This is a genomic window from Pseudanabaena sp. UWO310, assembly GCF_006861605.1.
In the GTDB taxonomy this organism is placed as follows: domain Bacteria; phylum Cyanobacteriota; class Cyanobacteriia; order Pseudanabaenales; family Pseudanabaenaceae; genus Pseudanabaena.
Genome location: NZ_SELU01000003.1, coordinates 83,071 through 98,496, shown reverse-complemented (window position 1 = coordinate 98,496; position 15,426 = coordinate 83,071). Strand labels below are relative to the sequence as shown.

Annotated in this window: 18 protein-coding genes and 1 tRNA gene; 11 read left to right on the top strand and 8 right to left on the bottom strand. The window is 43.2% G+C overall.

The window, feature by feature from the left end; all coding sequences use genetic code 11:
* Window positions 1-329: 329 nt before the first annotated feature.
* The 3 genes from ilvB (at window position 330) to PseudUWO310_RS02150 (ending at window position 3,483) form a co-directional block, all read left to right on the top strand.
* Window positions 330-2,087: a biosynthetic-type acetolactate synthase large subunit gene (ilvB, locus tag PseudUWO310_RS02160; RefSeq protein ID WP_411729012.1), complete on the top strand. Its 1,758-nt coding sequence runs from the start codon at window positions 330-332 to the stop codon at window positions 2,085-2,087.
* Between the two features lie 214 nt (window positions 2,088-2,301).
* Window positions 2,302-2,787, top strand: a complete 486-nt coding sequence (locus tag PseudUWO310_RS02155) for an RNA pyrophosphohydrolase (RefSeq protein WP_009627420.1) — start codon at window positions 2,302-2,304, stop codon at window positions 2,785-2,787.
* A gap of 54 nt (window positions 2,788-2,841) precedes the next feature.
* A complete protein-coding gene (locus tag PseudUWO310_RS02150; RefSeq protein ID WP_190315875.1) occupies window positions 2,842-3,483 on the top strand; it encodes a hypothetical protein in 642 nt (213 codons plus the stop codon).
* Between the two features lie 66 nt (window positions 3,484-3,549).
* On the opposite strand, the gene PseudUWO310_RS02145 is transcribed toward PseudUWO310_RS02150, so the two are convergent.
* The 3 genes from PseudUWO310_RS02145 to eis all read right to left on the bottom strand — a co-directional run bounded on the left by PseudUWO310_RS02145 (window position 3,550) and on the right by eis (window position 6,093).
* Complete coding sequence (locus tag PseudUWO310_RS02145; RefSeq protein ID WP_142598609.1) at window positions 3,550-4,089, bottom strand: DJ-1 family glyoxalase III; 540 nt, start codon at window positions 4,087-4,089, stop codon at window positions 3,550-3,552.
* A gap of 17 nt (window positions 4,090-4,106) precedes the next feature.
* Window positions 4,107-4,514: a Fur family transcriptional regulator gene (locus PseudUWO310_RS02140; RefSeq protein ID WP_142598607.1), complete on the bottom strand. Its 408-nt coding sequence runs from the start codon at window positions 4,512-4,514 to the stop codon at window positions 4,107-4,109.
* Between the two features lie 352 nt (window positions 4,515-4,866).
* Entirely contained in the window at window positions 4,867-6,093 is a 1,227-nt protein-coding gene (gene eis / locus PseudUWO310_RS02135) for an enhanced intracellular survival protein Eis (RefSeq protein ID WP_142598605.1), read from the bottom strand.
* A 480-nt stretch (window positions 6,094-6,573) separates the two neighbouring features.
* Between eis and psbE the strand changes: the two genes are divergently transcribed.
* The 5 genes from psbE to PseudUWO310_RS02110 all read left to right on the top strand — a co-directional run bounded on the left by psbE (window position 6,574) and on the right by PseudUWO310_RS02110 (window position 7,881).
* Window positions 6,574-6,816, top strand: a complete 243-nt coding sequence (gene psbE / locus PseudUWO310_RS02130; protein WP_009625495.1) for a cytochrome b559 subunit alpha — start codon at window positions 6,574-6,576, stop codon at window positions 6,814-6,816.
* 123 nt (window positions 6,817-6,939) lie between these two features.
* Window positions 6,940-7,071 carry a cytochrome b559 subunit beta gene (psbF, locus tag PseudUWO310_RS02125; RefSeq protein WP_173400647.1) on the top strand — a complete coding sequence of 44 codons (132 nt, stop codon included), beginning with the start codon at window positions 6,940-6,942 and terminating at the stop codon, window positions 7,069-7,071.
* A gap of 56 nt (window positions 7,072-7,127) precedes the next feature.
* Window positions 7,128-7,244: a photosystem II reaction center protein L gene (locus PseudUWO310_RS02120; RefSeq protein WP_071590099.1), complete on the top strand. Its 117-nt coding sequence runs from the start codon at window positions 7,128-7,130 to the stop codon at window positions 7,242-7,244.
* Window positions 7,245-7,355: 111 nt separating this feature from the next.
* Window positions 7,356-7,475 (top strand): photosystem II reaction center protein J, encoded by a 120-nt coding sequence (locus tag PseudUWO310_RS02115; RefSeq protein WP_009625496.1) that lies wholly within the window; start codon window positions 7,356-7,358, stop codon window positions 7,473-7,475.
* 332 nt (window positions 7,476-7,807) lie between these two features.
* A tRNA-Pro gene (locus PseudUWO310_RS02110) sits at window positions 7,808-7,881 on the top strand.
* A 44-nt stretch (window positions 7,882-7,925) separates the two neighbouring features.
* On the opposite strand, the gene PseudUWO310_RS02105 is transcribed toward PseudUWO310_RS02110, so the two are convergent.
* The 4 genes from PseudUWO310_RS02105 to PseudUWO310_RS02090 form a co-directional block, all read right to left on the bottom strand.
* The gene (locus PseudUWO310_RS02105) at window positions 7,926-8,474 is read right to left on the bottom strand and encodes a rhodanese-like domain-containing protein (RefSeq protein WP_142598603.1); all 549 of its coding nucleotides are present in this window, start codon (window positions 8,472-8,474) and stop codon (window positions 7,926-7,928) included.
* Complete coding sequence (locus tag PseudUWO310_RS02100; RefSeq protein ID WP_223805499.1) at window positions 8,443-9,177, bottom strand: sterol desaturase family protein; 735 nt, start codon at window positions 9,175-9,177, stop codon at window positions 8,443-8,445. The genes PseudUWO310_RS02105 and PseudUWO310_RS02100 overlap by 32 nt, the downstream gene beginning before the upstream one ends.
* A 96-nt stretch (window positions 9,178-9,273) precedes the next feature.
* Window positions 9,274-10,251, bottom strand: a complete 978-nt coding sequence (locus tag PseudUWO310_RS02095) for a pentapeptide repeat-containing protein (RefSeq protein ID WP_142598601.1) — start codon at window positions 10,249-10,251, stop codon at window positions 9,274-9,276.
* Between the two features lie 37 nt (window positions 10,252-10,288).
* Window positions 10,289-10,912 (bottom strand): type IV pilin-like G/H family protein, encoded by a 624-nt coding sequence (locus PseudUWO310_RS02090; protein ID WP_142598599.1) that lies wholly within the window; start codon window positions 10,910-10,912, stop codon window positions 10,289-10,291.
* Between the two features lie 550 nt (window positions 10,913-11,462).
* On the opposite strand from PseudUWO310_RS02090, the gene psbD reads away from it, so the two are divergent.
* Window positions 11,463-12,530 (top strand): photosystem II D2 protein (photosystem q(a) protein), encoded by a 1,068-nt coding sequence (psbD, locus tag PseudUWO310_RS02085; RefSeq protein WP_009627929.1) that lies wholly within the window; start codon window positions 11,463-11,465, stop codon window positions 12,528-12,530.
* A 233-nt stretch (window positions 12,531-12,763) separates the two neighbouring features.
* Window positions 12,764-14,155, top strand: coding sequence for a photosystem II reaction center protein CP43 (psbC, locus tag PseudUWO310_RS02080; protein WP_009627930.1), 1,392 nt, complete (start codon window positions 12,764-12,766; stop codon window positions 14,153-14,155).
* An 89-nt stretch (window positions 14,156-14,244) separates the two neighbouring features.
* Here the strand turns inward: psbC and PseudUWO310_RS02075 are convergent, their stop codons facing one another.
* Window positions 14,245-14,544, bottom strand: a complete 300-nt coding sequence (locus PseudUWO310_RS02075) for a 30S ribosomal protein PSRP-3 (protein WP_009627931.1) — start codon at window positions 14,542-14,544, stop codon at window positions 14,245-14,247.
* A 60-nt stretch (window positions 14,545-14,604) separates the two neighbouring features.
* Here PseudUWO310_RS02075 and PseudUWO310_RS02070 point away from each other — a divergent pair, with 60 nt between their 5' ends.
* Window positions 14,605-15,420 carry a TIGR01548 family HAD-type hydrolase gene (locus PseudUWO310_RS02070; RefSeq protein ID WP_142598597.1) on the top strand — a complete coding sequence of 272 codons (816 nt, stop codon included), beginning with the start codon at window positions 14,605-14,607 and terminating at the stop codon, window positions 15,418-15,420.
* Window positions 15,421-15,426: the final 6 nt, after the last annotated feature.

The window sequence follows — 15,426 nt, the reverse complement described above, 5'->3', positions numbered from 1 at the left end:
TGCCACTTGTCGGTATTCTGTAACCTAAAGATCTCTTTAGTGGGGCAAATATTACATGTTTATTAATATTGTGCAGCCATGATACGGACTGGCTAAGACTTGCTAGAACTGATTGAGACATCACACATAGCAGCTTTGTGTCAGCTTGTCTATGTTATTATCGATACAATTGCTACAAAATATCAACTTAAGGTACTTGCTATAAACTACTTATTCGTAGTAGGGAGCGAAAAGTATCTGGAAATGCTTCAGCAGGTCTGGATCAAGGATTTGGCTTGGAACGCGAAAATTTTAGAGTTATTAAAGTTAGGAGTCTAGAGGAGGCTACTTTGCGTACAACGGGTGCATTTGCTCTCATCGATAGTGTGAGAAGGCAAGGAGTGAAACATATTTTTGGTTATCCTGGTGGAGCAATACTGCCAGTGTACGACGAAATCTATCAAGCCGAGGCAAGGGGCGAGATCAAGCATTACCTTGTCCGCCATGAGCAGGGCGCTGTCCATGCTGCCGATGGCTATGCTCGCGCAACTGGGCAGGTGGGAGTATGTGCGGCCACTTCTGGTCCTGGAGCCACTAATCTCGTCACTGGCATCGCCACAGCCCAAATGGATTCGATTCCTCTAGTGGTGATCACAGGACAAGTCCCTTCCTACGCAATTGGTACTGATGCCTTCCAAGAAACCGATATTTGGGGGATTACTTTACCCATCGTCAAGCATTCCTATGTGATTCGTAAGCCTGAAGACATCGCGCGGATCGTTGCTGAAGCTTTTTATATCGCAGGGACTGGTCGCCCAGGACCAGTATTAGTTGATATTCCTAAGGATATTGCTCAACAGGAGTTTGATTACAATCCTGATGTGCAGATCGATCTTCCTGGCTATCAGCCCAAGGTGAAAGGACATTTGCATCAGATTGCGGCGGCGATCGCCTTAATTCGCGAGTCTAAGCGACCCTTACTCTACGCGGGTGGTGGTGCGGTGCTTGCCGATGCCCATGCCGAGATTGCCGAATTAGCAAAGCGTTTCCAATTACCCGTAACCACAACCCTCATGGGTAAGGGGGCTTACGATGAAAACAATTACCTTTCTGTCGGGATGTTGGGGATGCATGGTACTGCCTATGCCAACTTTGCGGTTCAGGGATGCGATTTGCTGATCGCGATCGGGGCGAGATTTGACGATCGCGTTACGGGACGCTTAGATAAATTTGCCCCCGACGCTAAAGTCATTCACATTGACATCGATCCTGCGGAAGTTGGCAAAAATCGCAAACCCGATGTGCCCATCGTCGGCGACGTAAAGGAAGTACTCCAAGCCATGCTTGAAGCCACTAGTTACGAAGAAAATATACAAACCAAAGATTGGTTTATCCAAATCGATCAGTGGAAAGAGGACTATCCCCTTGAAGTCCCCACCTATGACAATGTGCTATCGCCCCAGCAAGTTATCTATGAATTTGGCAGACAAGCTCCCAATGCTTGTTTTACAACCGATGTCGGACAGCATCAAATGTGGGCAGCTCAACTGATTAAAACCGCTCCTCGCAAGTGGATCTCCAGTGCAGGGCTTGGCACGATGGGCTATGGAATGCCTGCGGCCATGGGGGCAAAGGTGGCTCTCCCCGAAGAACAAGTCATCTGTATTAGTGGTGATGCCAGCATTCAGATGAACATTCAGGAGCTGGGAACTTTGGCGCAGTACGGCATCAAGGTCAAAGTGATCGTCGTCAACAACGGTTGGCAAGGCATGGTACGCCAGTGGCAAGAGAGCTTTTATGACGAGCGCTATTCCTCTTCCAACATGGAAGTCGGTATGCCAGACTTTGTAAAACTTGCCGAAGCCTTTGGTATCAGAGGCGTAAAGGTAATTGAACCTAGCGATTTACAATCGGCAGTTGCGGAGATCCTTGCCTATGATGGTCCCGTATTTGCTGACTTTCGAGTTAAGCGCGATGAAAACTGTTATCCCATGGTTCCTCCTGGAGCTAGTAATGCGGAAATGGTCGGCTTGCAAACGCCTAAGAGCTCACCTATCAATCCCAAAATCTCCGAACCTGTCGCTCAATTAGAAAGAGCCTTGGTTTAAAGATCGGTTTAAAGAAAAGCGATGATGGCGCGACCGAAGCTGTAGCGATCGCTGCGCGTGCGCTACAGCTTTTGGGATTTTATATTTAATTGCACCTGTCTACTTAGCTGTCATCAGCGACCTTAGAGAAATCCCCTCGCTGAGCGAAGGGATTTCTCTTTTTGATGATAATTAGCGGCGGTGTTATGCTTTTGCTTTGTTTAAATAAAAAACTATGACACCAGAGAAGTCCTATCGCCCAAATGTGGGGATTATTGTTTTTAACCGTAAAGGTGAGGTGCTAGTCGGCGAGCGTTTAGGTGTACCCGATTCATGGCAATTTCCCCAAGGAGGAATTGATGATGGTGAAGATCCTCAAGTGGCAGCTTTGCGAGAACTTTACGAAGAAGTGGGTATTAACAATGCCGTATTAGCCTACGTGCATCCCGAATGGTTGTATTATGACTTTCCCCCAACCCTAAAATTATCTGGTAAATGGGCAAACTATTGTGGTCAAAGGCAACGTTGGTTTGCCTTCTATTGGGATCATCCCGCTTCTGAATGTCAGCTAGATGTTCACGATCGCGAGTTTCGGGTCGTCCAATTTATGGCGATCGAACAAACCTTAGAGTCGATTGTTAGATTTAAAAGAGAAGTTTATCAACAGGTAGTCAAGATTTTTACCCCTGTTATTCGCGATTACATAGGTAAATTACCCTAAATTCCAGTTATCAAGATATGCCCTATCCTCACAAATGCTTTAGGAGTGTAAATAGTGAACCGATCTAAATACTTAACTCTTCAACTTAGTATGGCTTGGCGCAGAATTGTCCTATCTTTCATTGCTTTGTTGGCTGTTGTGGGTCTACAACATTTTATAGCTGAGCCAAGTTTATCTGCTTCTGGCACGATATACCACAACGGCGCGATCGCTGCATCATCAGTCGTTAAAAGCGATACAAGAGATGGCTTTCAAATTGCGAAAGACATGATCTTAAAACCAGAAAAATTTCTAAACTATAATTCCCTATCCCCCAAAGAAAAAACTATTTATAACAATATTGCTTTTTTTGGAGGGATTTTCGGAATTATTAGTCATGTTTTTTTCTGCATTTGTATGATGCAAATTGGCTATAAGCTAAAAATTCCTTACATTTGGTTGGTATGGGTTCCCATCCCCATTTTCCAGATTTGGGCAACTTTTCGTTGTGCTGGGATTTCTTTATGGTGGCTAACTCTCGTCTTCATTCTTCCCTTTGTCAATTTATACCTTTGGCTTATTTCCTTGTTCCTCCTCGCAATTGCACCTTTTTTTACTACCCCAGCAAGGCTGGCTAAATCACCTCTTTTAGGATTATTAGCTTTTCTTCCTATAATTGGATTTTTTCTATACTATGGATTAATTGCCTTCACCTAATCAATTAATTAACAATTAGCCAACAATTAGCCAAAAGAGAGGTAAATTCTATCGCCCAAGCCAGAATTAAACCAGCATATCTTTAGCCAGCTTGTTAGCGATCGCTTCACCTCGCAAAACTTCAACTAATTTGAGAGCAAAGACCATAGCCGTTCCAGCCCCACGACTGGTGATCACATTGCCATCTACAACGACAGCATCTGTTAAATATTCGCCAACTTCTAATTGCTCTTGGACTGCGGGAAAGGATGTAGCGCGTTTACCCTTTAAGAGTCCTGCATCGGACAGAACCGTAGGAGCAGCACAGATAGCCGCCACGAGCTTATTTACCTTTGCTTGAGCCTTGAGGATGGCGGCGATGCGTGGATCCTCTCGTAAGCGGAAAGTACCAGCCCCACCAGCAAGGACGATCGCATCAAATTTACTCGGCTCGACTTTATCGAGAGTTGTATCCGCAATTATGGCGATCGCATGGGCTCCAATTACCGTTAATTGGTCTAAGCTCACCGTAATAACCTCTATATTGGCGCGACGCAACACATCAATAATGGTGACTGCTTCTATTTCTTCAAAGCCTGCAAATAGGGGAACGAGTACGCTAGACATAAGTTTCTAGATATGTTTTATAGATTAGCTGCTGTCTTTTGCTTGGGCTCTTGGCATTGAATGCACAATCCAAAAAATTCAAGGGTGTGATAGTAAATTTGAAAAGTATGCTTTTTGGCTAGTTGATTACCGAGATCGTGAATGGGGCAGCTATCAATGGGCAAGGATTTACCGCAATTTAGGCAATTGAGATGGTGTCTGTCTGTGGGTGTGACGCTATAAACGGTTTCACCATTGGGTAGGGTCAATGCTTTGATCAGCCCTTGCATTTTTAAAGTGTCGAGCGAACGATAGACCGTTGCCAGACCCACACTTTTTTCACTATTGCGTAATTCCGAGTGAATATCCTGCGCTGATATAGCGCGTTCGTGGTGTTGGAGGAGGTGGAGCACTCGTTCTTGACTGCGAGTGAGTTTTTCTTTCATGCTGTTAGATTTTGCCCAAGCAGATATTTTCTAAGTATAGCTAGCACTTGTAAGACGCTTCGCGTCGTCACTCGTCTTCTGCTTTTATACCAATTCCCAAAGGTGTGGCTACACTTTTGGGAATTAAAAACCAAACCCAGTAAGGTTTTGAGACCCCCAAAATGGCGTTGCTATTTTGGGAATTGGTATTATGTCCGCACAAGACTAGCGAAAGCTATAGGTTTCTAAGTAGTTCGGCATAATTAAAAAACAAAACCAGAGAGCATACCGCCCGCTGCGCGGGCGGTATGCTCTTCTCGGTTTTAAGTTTACTTATGCCTAGCTACTTACTTGAGAATTGTTTAGAACTTAATTAGAACTTAAAAGGATTATAAATCAGACATGGTGTAAAGCATTTTTCTAGTCGTTCTCTGGTTTTGGCGGAGATTTCCGTAATCCATTGTTTATGGATCGATTCGGCGATCGACTGCGTGCCATAGATCAAAGCTGAGATACCCGCAATTGTGGCGCAAAAATCGATCGCTAAATCCCAAACTTCACCGTTACCATAGCGTTTTACAGATAGGCTACCGCGATCGCAATGTACCCCAAATACGCCATCATTCCAATGGCAATGGGGATCGCTAATGGCAAAGGTAAATGGCTCGCAGGCGATCGGCAAACCATGTAAAGCACCCACGATATCGACCACTCTGACCATCCAAGGGGAAGTTATCGCAGCTTCGAGTCTGCCAGCGTCGCAAAGCCAACTATGAATATTGGTATTTAGCGGCAAGGGTATTTTCACTTGATGAATTTGATCGCGATGGCTAGCAAAGAAATGGAACAGCCGATCGCGGGATGCGAAATCCGTCCAAAATATTGATGAAATCTCGATCTGGCGATCGGCGATCGGCAAGTTTTCACCGCTATCAATGGCATAAATTGCCATAGCAACAGGCTGGCTATCGCGTTTTACCAACACACAAAGTTTTTGTCGATGTAAGTGCCACCATTGATCGTAGGTAAAATTCGTAATCGCAACCCCGTGACTATGGGGCAAAAGCAATGGCGATCGCAGGTTTTCGTAGAGGAAGTTAGATAAAATATCCTTGACTTCAGTCGCAGGAATGCGCTCACAGGTCAAGTGGGCAGAATTAGATGATTTTAAATAATGGGCTAAAGAAGCAATAGGAATCGTGATTTCGTGGGTGGGATTAGCGATCGCATAGCCTAGGGAAGCGTAGAAACTCTCCTTAAACGGAGCTAGCATACTCACGCAAATTCCTTGCATCCGCATCTCTAAAAAAGCACTTTTCATCAAAGCTTTGACACAGCCTTGATTGCGATATTCAGGATAGGTCCATACGCCACCGATGCCCCCCATCGCTTTAAGCCCACCCCTGATCGACTGTTGAAAACTGAAACATTGCAAAGCAGCGGCAATCTTGCCATCGATTTCTGCCACCAATACCTCTTCTGGATTAATAGCCGTCAAGTGCGATCGGGGGAGATCTTGATTCGTCCAACGAGAGTAGGCGTATAAATCCCCCTTGAGAATTTCCAATCGCTCGTTATTATTGATTTTACGGATTTTCATTAAAATTCTATGAAATTAAAAATTAAGAGCGCGAGAATTTTGGAAACCTGCTATCCATTAATACCAATTCACTGGAGTGAGTCAACACTTTAGTGAATCAAACAACAAACCCAGTAAGGTTTTGAGATTCCCAAAATGGCGTTGCCATTTTGGGAATTGGGATAAAAGGTAAGGATGGGCAGCTCTCCGCGCCATCCATCCTTACCGATCTAGTACTAAATAGCTGGGCATAATTAAAACCCAGAATCAAAACCTGTAGCGTACGCGCAGCTTGTGCTACAGGTTTTTGGGGTTTTATATTTAATTGCGCCTAGCTACTTACCAAAAATAAAAATTGATTTTGAGGAAAGTCCATTACAGGTAGGCTTTCCTTAAAATCAATTTTCCTAACTAGCAGAGTGGGATGGATGGCAAGTAGGTACAATAGTAAATTATTATTTAAGATAAAGATTTTAAACATCACACATTTAGAGGACTGTTATGGCAGGTACTACTGGAGAACGCCCATTTTCCGACATTATTACTAGCGTTCGTTATTGGCTAATCCATAGCCTTACAATCCCTGCACTGTTTTTGGCAGGTTGGCTATTTGTAAGCACAGGCTTAGCTTATGACGTATTTGGAACCCCACGCCCCAATGAGTACTACGGTCAAGATCGTCAGACCGCTCCTCTTGTCACCGATCGCTATAATCCCGCTAAAGATATCCAGTTGGGCAAATAACCCTTATTGATTAGTCTTTATTCGTTAGTTTTCCCGCTATTAACTAAAGCTCTAAATTAACGGTAATTCTGTCAAATTCGTCAAATTAACCCGCCCCATCAACGTATTTACTAATTAATAACTATGGCAAGCAACAACAACCAACCCGTTCAATATCCTGTATTCACCTTCCGTTGGCTAGCAGTCCACGGTTTGGGCGTTCCTACCGTATTTTTTATCGGTGCGATCGCAGCAATGCAGTTCATTAGCCGCTAATATTTCTTTTTCCGATATCATCCAGAAACAAACCCCAAAAATAAGACTACTTAACTATGGCTCCTAAAAATCCTAACAGCCAACCTGTAGAGTTGAATCGTACTTCTCTCTTCTTGGGACTATTGCTAATTTTCGTAACTGTTTTACTTTTTTCCAGCTATTTCTTCAACTAATTTCCTGTAGAGCCCGCTTAAAGGAATCTCAAGTTCTTGAATAATCTCTAATTTCTCCATTCAATTTGCAATTCATTTCATAAAAACTATTTTTATCTGGAGGTTTAATTCATGCTTCAAAATGGACGTATTCCACTTTGGTTAGTGGCAACTGTTGCTGGTACTGGCGTACTAGTTGTTGTCGGTCTATTCTTCTATGGTTCTTACGTTGGTCTTGGCTCTGCTAGCTAGATATCAAAGAAACAAAGAGGGGGCGCTTTACGCCCCCTCTTTGTTCTTTTTTATAGCTACAGTCCCTTAACCAAACCCCAAAGAAGAGTGGCGGCGCAAAGCGCCGCCACTCCTCTTTGGGGTTTTAGTACAGTTGACGGCAGCAATAATTGATATAGCTGTCGCCTGTACTAGGACATAAACCCCAAGAATTGACTGGCGGTGCAAAGCACCACCAGTCAATTCTTGGGGTTTGATTTGTCCTAATTCAAGTGACTGTAGCTATAAAATTGCAATCTCAAAAAATTATTTTGTAAATTTAGCCCACCATGTAGTATCATGGTTATTCGGAACGGGATGTAGCGCAGCTTGGTAGCGCGCCTGCTTTGGGAGCAGGATGCCGTAGGTTCGAATCCTATCATCCCGACTTAAAAAGAAAAAAATTTCAAAAGCGCCAAAGCTGGCGCTTTTTTATTTTGTAGCTAAAACTGACAAATCCTGCGATCGCCCAAATTGCTTGCGCCATGCCGTAATACCACCCGTCAGCGTTAATGCTTGATAGCCGCGATCGCGAAGTTGTTTGTTCGCCTTAATCGATCGCATTCCTGAAGTACAGTACAAAATCACCGTCGGCTTTTCTTGATGAGTTTTTTCATAAATCTGCAAGATCGCCTTCAGTTGCAGAATCCCTGAACCTGACTCAATATCTACCGATGGCACTAACTCGCTATTGCCAATCCGATCCTCTTGGTATTCTTCAGGCGATCGCACATCGATCAATATTACAGATTTTAGATTTCCACTGGCTAACTCTGCTACGGAAATTTGAGGCGTACTAAAACTTAGCAGGTAAACGGGCAAGCTCATGTGCTGCTGATAGGCAAGGATGCTCAAGGTTCCCGCGCCTGCTAAGAATACTGCACCCATTAAAGCTAGAGGAACTAAGTATCTAGGCTGAGATATAAATCCCTTAAAGCTGTCGATCGATTTATGGATCGATATGCGATCTGCTGGAGCCATGAGTTTCCTCTTTAGGTAGAAAGGGAGTAAATGGATAAATTAAATGCTTGAAATAATTAGTTTTAATATTCAGTTCCGTTCCATATTGCTTTGGCAAATTTTGATCGGGCATATACCAAGTGCCAAATATATAATCGATGATTGGTAACTGTACTGCCAAATTTTGAGTCTTTAATTGGGGATAGCGATCGTGATGCCAATGATGAAACTCTGGCGTAGCAATAATCCATTTTAAAATTGGAAATTTAATGCCAATATTCGTATGAATAAAAAAGGCGATCGCACTGGAAAAAACTGCATAAATTGCCAAAGCTTCAGTCGAAAATCCTAACCAATAGAGAGGAATCATTTGGCAAGATTTTGTTAAAATCTGCTCAAAAGGATGCACACGTACCGTTGCTAACCAATCCATATTCGTCGAGCTATGATGGATGGCGTGAAATCGCCATAACCAAGGCACAGTATGCAATAGCCGATGTACAAAATAAAAGGACAAATCGCCAATGAATATTGCGGCAGTTACTTGCAAAACAAGGGGCTGTTGACCGACAAATCGAGATAATATCGGTATTGCTCCTTGGCTCATCAATACAAATACAATTAATAATTTTGTTGTGCCATGACCAATAAAATAACCAGAAAAATAATAACAAAGATCGGTAAACCAACCTTCACGAAATAGTTTTTGGTGATGAACTGACAATACTTTTTCAATCGGTATGAATATAAAGATTAGGATTAGTATTCCTTTGATAACATCAGGTATTTCCATCATTCCAATCACTAATTCAGCGCATGGTTAAGTATTTACAGTCATTTTTTCGATCTCTGGATTGATTTCAGGATCTTTAGCGATCGCCTCATTTCCATCTGAAAAACCTTTAGGAAACTTGCAATTTTTAAAAGTTGCACCATACCAATCCACACCTTGCAGATTTGCATCTAAAAAATCACAATTTTCTAAATTTGCATTTACAAATCGCGCATTTTCTAAATTTGCGCCACGAAAAGAAGTCATTGCCGCCATTTTGACTTTTGTAAAATGGAGATTAAAAGCCTTGGTTGCCATAACAGCAGGCAAAAGTGCAAGTACGGCAAATAAGATTGCATAGTGAATTTCGTGATGTTCGAGCCAGCTATAGCCAGCCGAAATTGCAGACGAAACTCCCACCGCCATCCATACCATCCCCACTGCGATCGCCCCTTTTTGATAGCCCAGATATAGCCCAAACAGAGAAATCACAAACGCGGCAAACATCACGACTGGGGCGACTAGCGGCAAAGCAGTAGAGTTAATGGTCGCGATCACCATTAAGCCAATTAGCCCCATGTATATATAGAAGATCTTTCTTCGAGATATTGCGGCAGCCGTCGCAAAGGTAAATATCCAAACAAAAGGATTTGTCATCCACCCATAGGGATCTGCGACTTCAGTGCCACACCCAACTACAATAAGTTGCCCAAAAGCCCACGCAACTAATCCAAGGGGAATGCCCAAAATGATATGCAGTGACATTTGCATGATCTGCTTTTGGAAATTCTGCTTATCTCGACTGATCGCTGTTTCCGAGAAATCAGCACCCGCTAGATTTGCTCCCCGAAAATCACAACTTTTCAATCTTGAGCCTGTAAAGTAAGCTCTCTTTTTTTCGCCTTGACGAAATTCATGCTGAAACGATTGATTCTGAAAATTACGATAGCGATAATTTACATAGTCATCAATTACCAAGTCATCAATTACGAAGTCATCAATTACCAAGTCATCAATATTATCCATCGGTCAACCTCTTGGTTAAGTTAGTTTAGCGAGACAGCTAATTTAGCGCTACAGTTCCCTCAGCACAGGTTGGAGTCCCATTTTGGAGAAATGGATTGGGTAGCTTTTGCTGTACACCAGTTTGGGGAGATTCACAAAGAATAGTGACCGTAGTTAGCTCTTTTTCTGCCCTTGGTTGTGATGCTGATGTTTGATTTAGCTTTTGATTGGAGCCTTGATATGTTTGAGATTTTTCAGGTACCACAAATACTGCTCCGACAAAACTTTTTACCTTGTCATTTTTAGGAACTCCGTATTGATAAGTAACAAGATCAAAACTTTGTATCTCAAATTTAAAGTTAACAGTTTCTTCTTGCATTCCCAGTTCTAAAGCAGGAAGCGATCGCCCAAAGGCTTGTTTTTCAGTCCAAAATGCCTGTTGCGCTCTATTCATACTACCTACATAAGTTCTGCCCTCAGAACTCTTAGCCTTATTGCCACAGCCACTAAAAGAGGGTAATACCAAAGCAATTAGCCCAAAACCCATCGAGCTATAAATGATCGAACGCAAAATCCATCGCCTAGCTTTTTTGGGCTTGGGTGGGGGAGCTGCATCTTGTGGCAGCTCAGCGACCAGATCATGATCAAGTTCTGGCTGGTTAAGTTCAACTTGTCTAGTCATGACTATTACCTGTGGCTGCAAATTGCTGTTTCAATAATATTGCACTGCTTTTTAAGATAAAGATGCGATCGCGATCGCCTATTTTGAGGAGAAGCATGAAAAATCTTTTGCTAATGCCTATAAGTACAAATACTTAGACTATTAATATGAAGATCGAAGTAGCTAGGCGCAATTAAATATAAAAACCCAAAGGCTGTAGCGCAAGCTGCGCGTGCGCTACAGCCTTTGATTTTGGGTTTTAATTTGCCCAGCTACTGAGATCAATCTTGTCTCCTCAAAGCATTTTGAGAATGACTGGATTTAGTGCTGCTATATTGTTAATTAAATATACTAATTTACTAACTCCTACTCCTTTAGATGTAGGCAATAGGCTCCTTAACACTTTTTTAAGGTTTGTTATCGAATGTATATACCTTATAAATACGACTCAAAAGTTTACTCAGTAAAGCTTTGAATGTTTTAAGTATTTTGCAATAAGGCAAACGTAAAGATGTGTTAAGCTGATTTGAAATCCATATAAATACTCGTAGTTAAAGCAGGATTTAAGATTATGACCATTGCAATGGGCAGGTCGCAAGAAGTCGAAAGAGGATGGTTTGACATCGTCGACGACTGGCTAAAGCGCGACAGATTTGTATTTATTGGTTGGAGTGGCTTGTTGCTATTCCCCACCGCATTTTTATCTATTGGTGGCTGGTTTACAGGTATCACCTTTGTATCTTCTTGGTATACCCATGGTCTAGCTTCTAGCTTCCTCGAAGGATGCAACATCTTGACCGTAGCGGTATCTTCTCCAGCATTGAGCGTTGGTCACTCCCTGCTCTTGCTCTGGGGACCTGAAGCACAGGGCGATTTCACCCGCTGGTGTCAAATTGGCGGTTTGTGGACATTCCTCGCACTTCACGGCGCATTTGCATTGATTGGCTTCATGCTTCGTCAATTTGAAATTGCCCGTCTAGTCGGTATCCGTCCTTATAATGCGATCGCTTTCTCAGGTCCTATCGCCGTATTCGTATCCGTATTCTTGATGTACCCCTTGGGTCAATCTGGTTGGTTCTTCGGGCCTACCTTTGGCGTAGCTGGTATTTTCCGCTTCATCCTATTCCTTCAAGGTTTTCACAACTGGACACTAAACCCCTTCCACATGATGGGCGTAGCAGGTATCCTCGGTGGCGCATTGCTCTGTGCAATTCACGGTGCAACCGTTGAAAACACCTTGTTTGAAGATGGCGACGGTTCAAGCTCCAACACCTTCAAGGCTTTCAACCCAACCCAAGCTGAAGAAACCTACTCCATGGTTACCGCTAACCGCTTCTGGAGCCAAATTTTCGGTATTGCTTTCTCCAACAAGCGTTGGTTGCACTTCTTTATGCTATTCGTACCCGTAACTGGACTATGGTTCAGCAGCGTCGGTATCGTCGGTCTAGCATTGAACCTGCGTGCTTATGACTTTGTATCTCAAGAAGTCCGCGCCGCAGAAGATCCTGAATTTGAAACCTTCTACACCAAGAACCTACTCTTGAACGAAGGTATCCGTGCATGGATGGCTCCTCAAGACCAACCTGCTGAAAGATTCATCTTCCCTGAAGAAGTATTGCCTCGCGGTAACGCATTGTAAACTTCTTAACTTAAAAGATTTTGTACATTTTCTGAATCTGTACAAAATCTTTTAGTAACAACTTAGCTATCGGATATCAACGCAGTTGGGCTAGTTTTTAGATTATGATGATTCTCATCAAACCTCTAGACGTTAGCAGCTACAAAGCTGATTTCTGATAGCTAAAAAATTATTTGCACCATTCGCATTTTTTCACTTTAACCCTATAAAAAGTTTTCTGGAGATAACCTCTCGTGACGACGACCATTAACTTAAACTCGCTAGGAGTGGGCGGGCGTACACAAGATACATCAGGTTTTGCTTGGTGGTCTGGCAACGCACGACTCATTAACCTTTCTGGCAAACTGCTGGGCGCTCACGTAGCTCATGCTGGTTTGATTGTATTCTGGGCTGGCGCAATGACCTTGTTTGAAGTCGCCCACTTTGTTCCTGAAAAGCCAATGTACGAGCAAGGCTTTATCCTTCTACCTCACCTTGCGACCCAAGGCTGGGGCGTTGGCGCTGGCGGTGAAGTAGTTGATGTTTTTCCCTACTTTGTAGTTGGTGTTTTACACCTTATCTCTTCTGCTGTGCTTGGTTTCGGTGGTATCTACCATGCCCTACGCGGCCCTGAAGTTTTAGAAAACTATTCTTCCTTCTTTGGTTACGACTGGAAAGACAAAAACCAAATGACCAATATTATCGGGTATCACCTGATCCTATTGGGCTGCGGTGCTTTATTGCTCGTATTCAAGGCGATGTTCTTTGGTGGACTATACGACACATGGGCTCCTGGTGGTGGCGATGTTCGTGTTATTACCAACCCAACGATCAACCCTGTGGTTATCTTCGGCTATTTGCTTAATTCGCCCTTTGGTGGAGAAGGAAATATCGTTGGCGTTAACAACCTTGAAGACGTAGTTGGCGGACATATTTGGATCGGCTTGATTTGCATCAGTGGCGGTATCTGGCATATTCTCACTAAGCCTTTCGGCTGGGCAAGACGTGCGCTGGTTTGGTCTGGTGAAGCATATCTTTCTTACAGCCTTGGTGCATTGAGCTTGATGGCATTTATTGCTACTTGCTTCGTATGGTTTAACAATACTGTTTATCCTAGTGAGTTCTTCGGTCCTACTGGCGCTGAAGCTTCTCAGTCTCAAGCTTTCACCTATCTCGTCCGCGACCAAAAGTTGGGTGCAAATATTGCAACTTCTCAAGGTCCTACAGGGCTAGGTAAGTACTTGATGCGCTCTCCTTCGGGCGAAATCATCTTTGGTGGTGAAACCATGCGTTTCTGGGATTTCCGTGGTCCTTGGTTGGAGCCATTGCGTGGTCCTAATGGTCTAGATATCGACAAACTCAAGAATGACGTTCAGCCTTGGCAAGTGCGTCGTGCTGCTGAGTACATGACTCACGCTCCTTTGGGTTCTTTGAACTCAGTAGGTGGTGTTATCACTGAAATCAATGCAGTAAACTTCGTTTCTCCTCGTTCTTGGTTGTCTACTTCTCACTTCGTTTTATCCTTTATGTTCTTAGTTGGACACCTATGGCACGCTGGTCGCGCCCGCGCCGCTGTTGCTGGCTTTGAAAGAGGGATTGACCGTGAGACTGAAGCAGTTCTTTCGATGCCCGAACTTGACAAATAAAATTAATGGATATGTGAAATATCTATTGACATAAAAAAACAAAGGCGATGAATATCATCGCCTTTGTTTTTTTGATTTTGGGATAATTACTAGTTACTACCAGTAAATATGACATCAGGGAATTTACCTTGAGCCTCTGTCATGGGGCGATTTTTGCCTTCTTGCTGCCAGTAATTAATTACTTCAGTTGCCTTATTTAAAATCTCGATCCGATCTTGATCGGCAATCCAAGGCTTACTTTCCATTTCTGATTTAAGTTGATCCCAAGCATCATCACGGGGCCAGAAGAAATACTTGGTGAGAGGGCTGAAACCTTTGCCAACGACTTGATCGACGGCAAGGGCTACATTATTCTCTAACCATAAGATTTTTAGAATAAACTGTGACAATGCTACCTACCTCCAAGAAAATTTAAATTACATATTAAAGTAGCGATCTTGCACTATAACATGATTGAAACATCTAAAGTTGATTTAAAACTATCAAATAAAAGTATTTTTGTGTTTGATATTGATGGCGTAATACGCGATGTCTCTGGCTCGTATCGTCGAGCTTTAGCGGATACGGTCGAGCATTTTGTTAAAACTTTGACAAATTCAGATTATCGTCCTACCCCTGAAGAAATCGATGATTTAAAGGCTGAGGGGCTTTGGAATAATGACTGGGAAGCTTCACAGGAAATGATCGCGAGATATTTGCATCGCTTAGGGAAGGAAATCCCGATCGCCTATGAAGCGATCGTGAACTTTTTCCAGAGTCGTTATCGGGGGCTGAATTCTGATTGGTCTGATGGCTATATTGCCACGGAACCTCTGATTGCGACTTCTGCATATTTTCAAGAGTTAACGATCGCAGGGATTGGCTGGGGTTTTTTTAGTGGCGCAACGCGGGCTTCAGCAAGTTATGTATTGCAACGCTTGGGAATCGATCTACCCATATTGATCGCGATGGAAGATGCTGCGGGTAAGCCTGACCCAACGGGGCTGTTATTAGCCACGAAGCAAATTGAACAAAAGCAAGGGGGGATTGCCAAGACTATTGTTTATGTGGGGGACACCGTTGCAGATATGCTGACGGTAGTGAAGGCGAGAGACTTTGATCCTAGTTATCAATATGTTGCGGTTGGGGTCATTCCTCCCCATGTCACCCCAGATTTACGCGATCGCTATGCCTCTTTACTCAAGGAAAATGGAGCCGATCTAGTTTTAAATAGCGTTTTAGAACTCACGCCCCAGCTTAATCTATTGCAAAGTTCTGTAAGTTAAATTAGC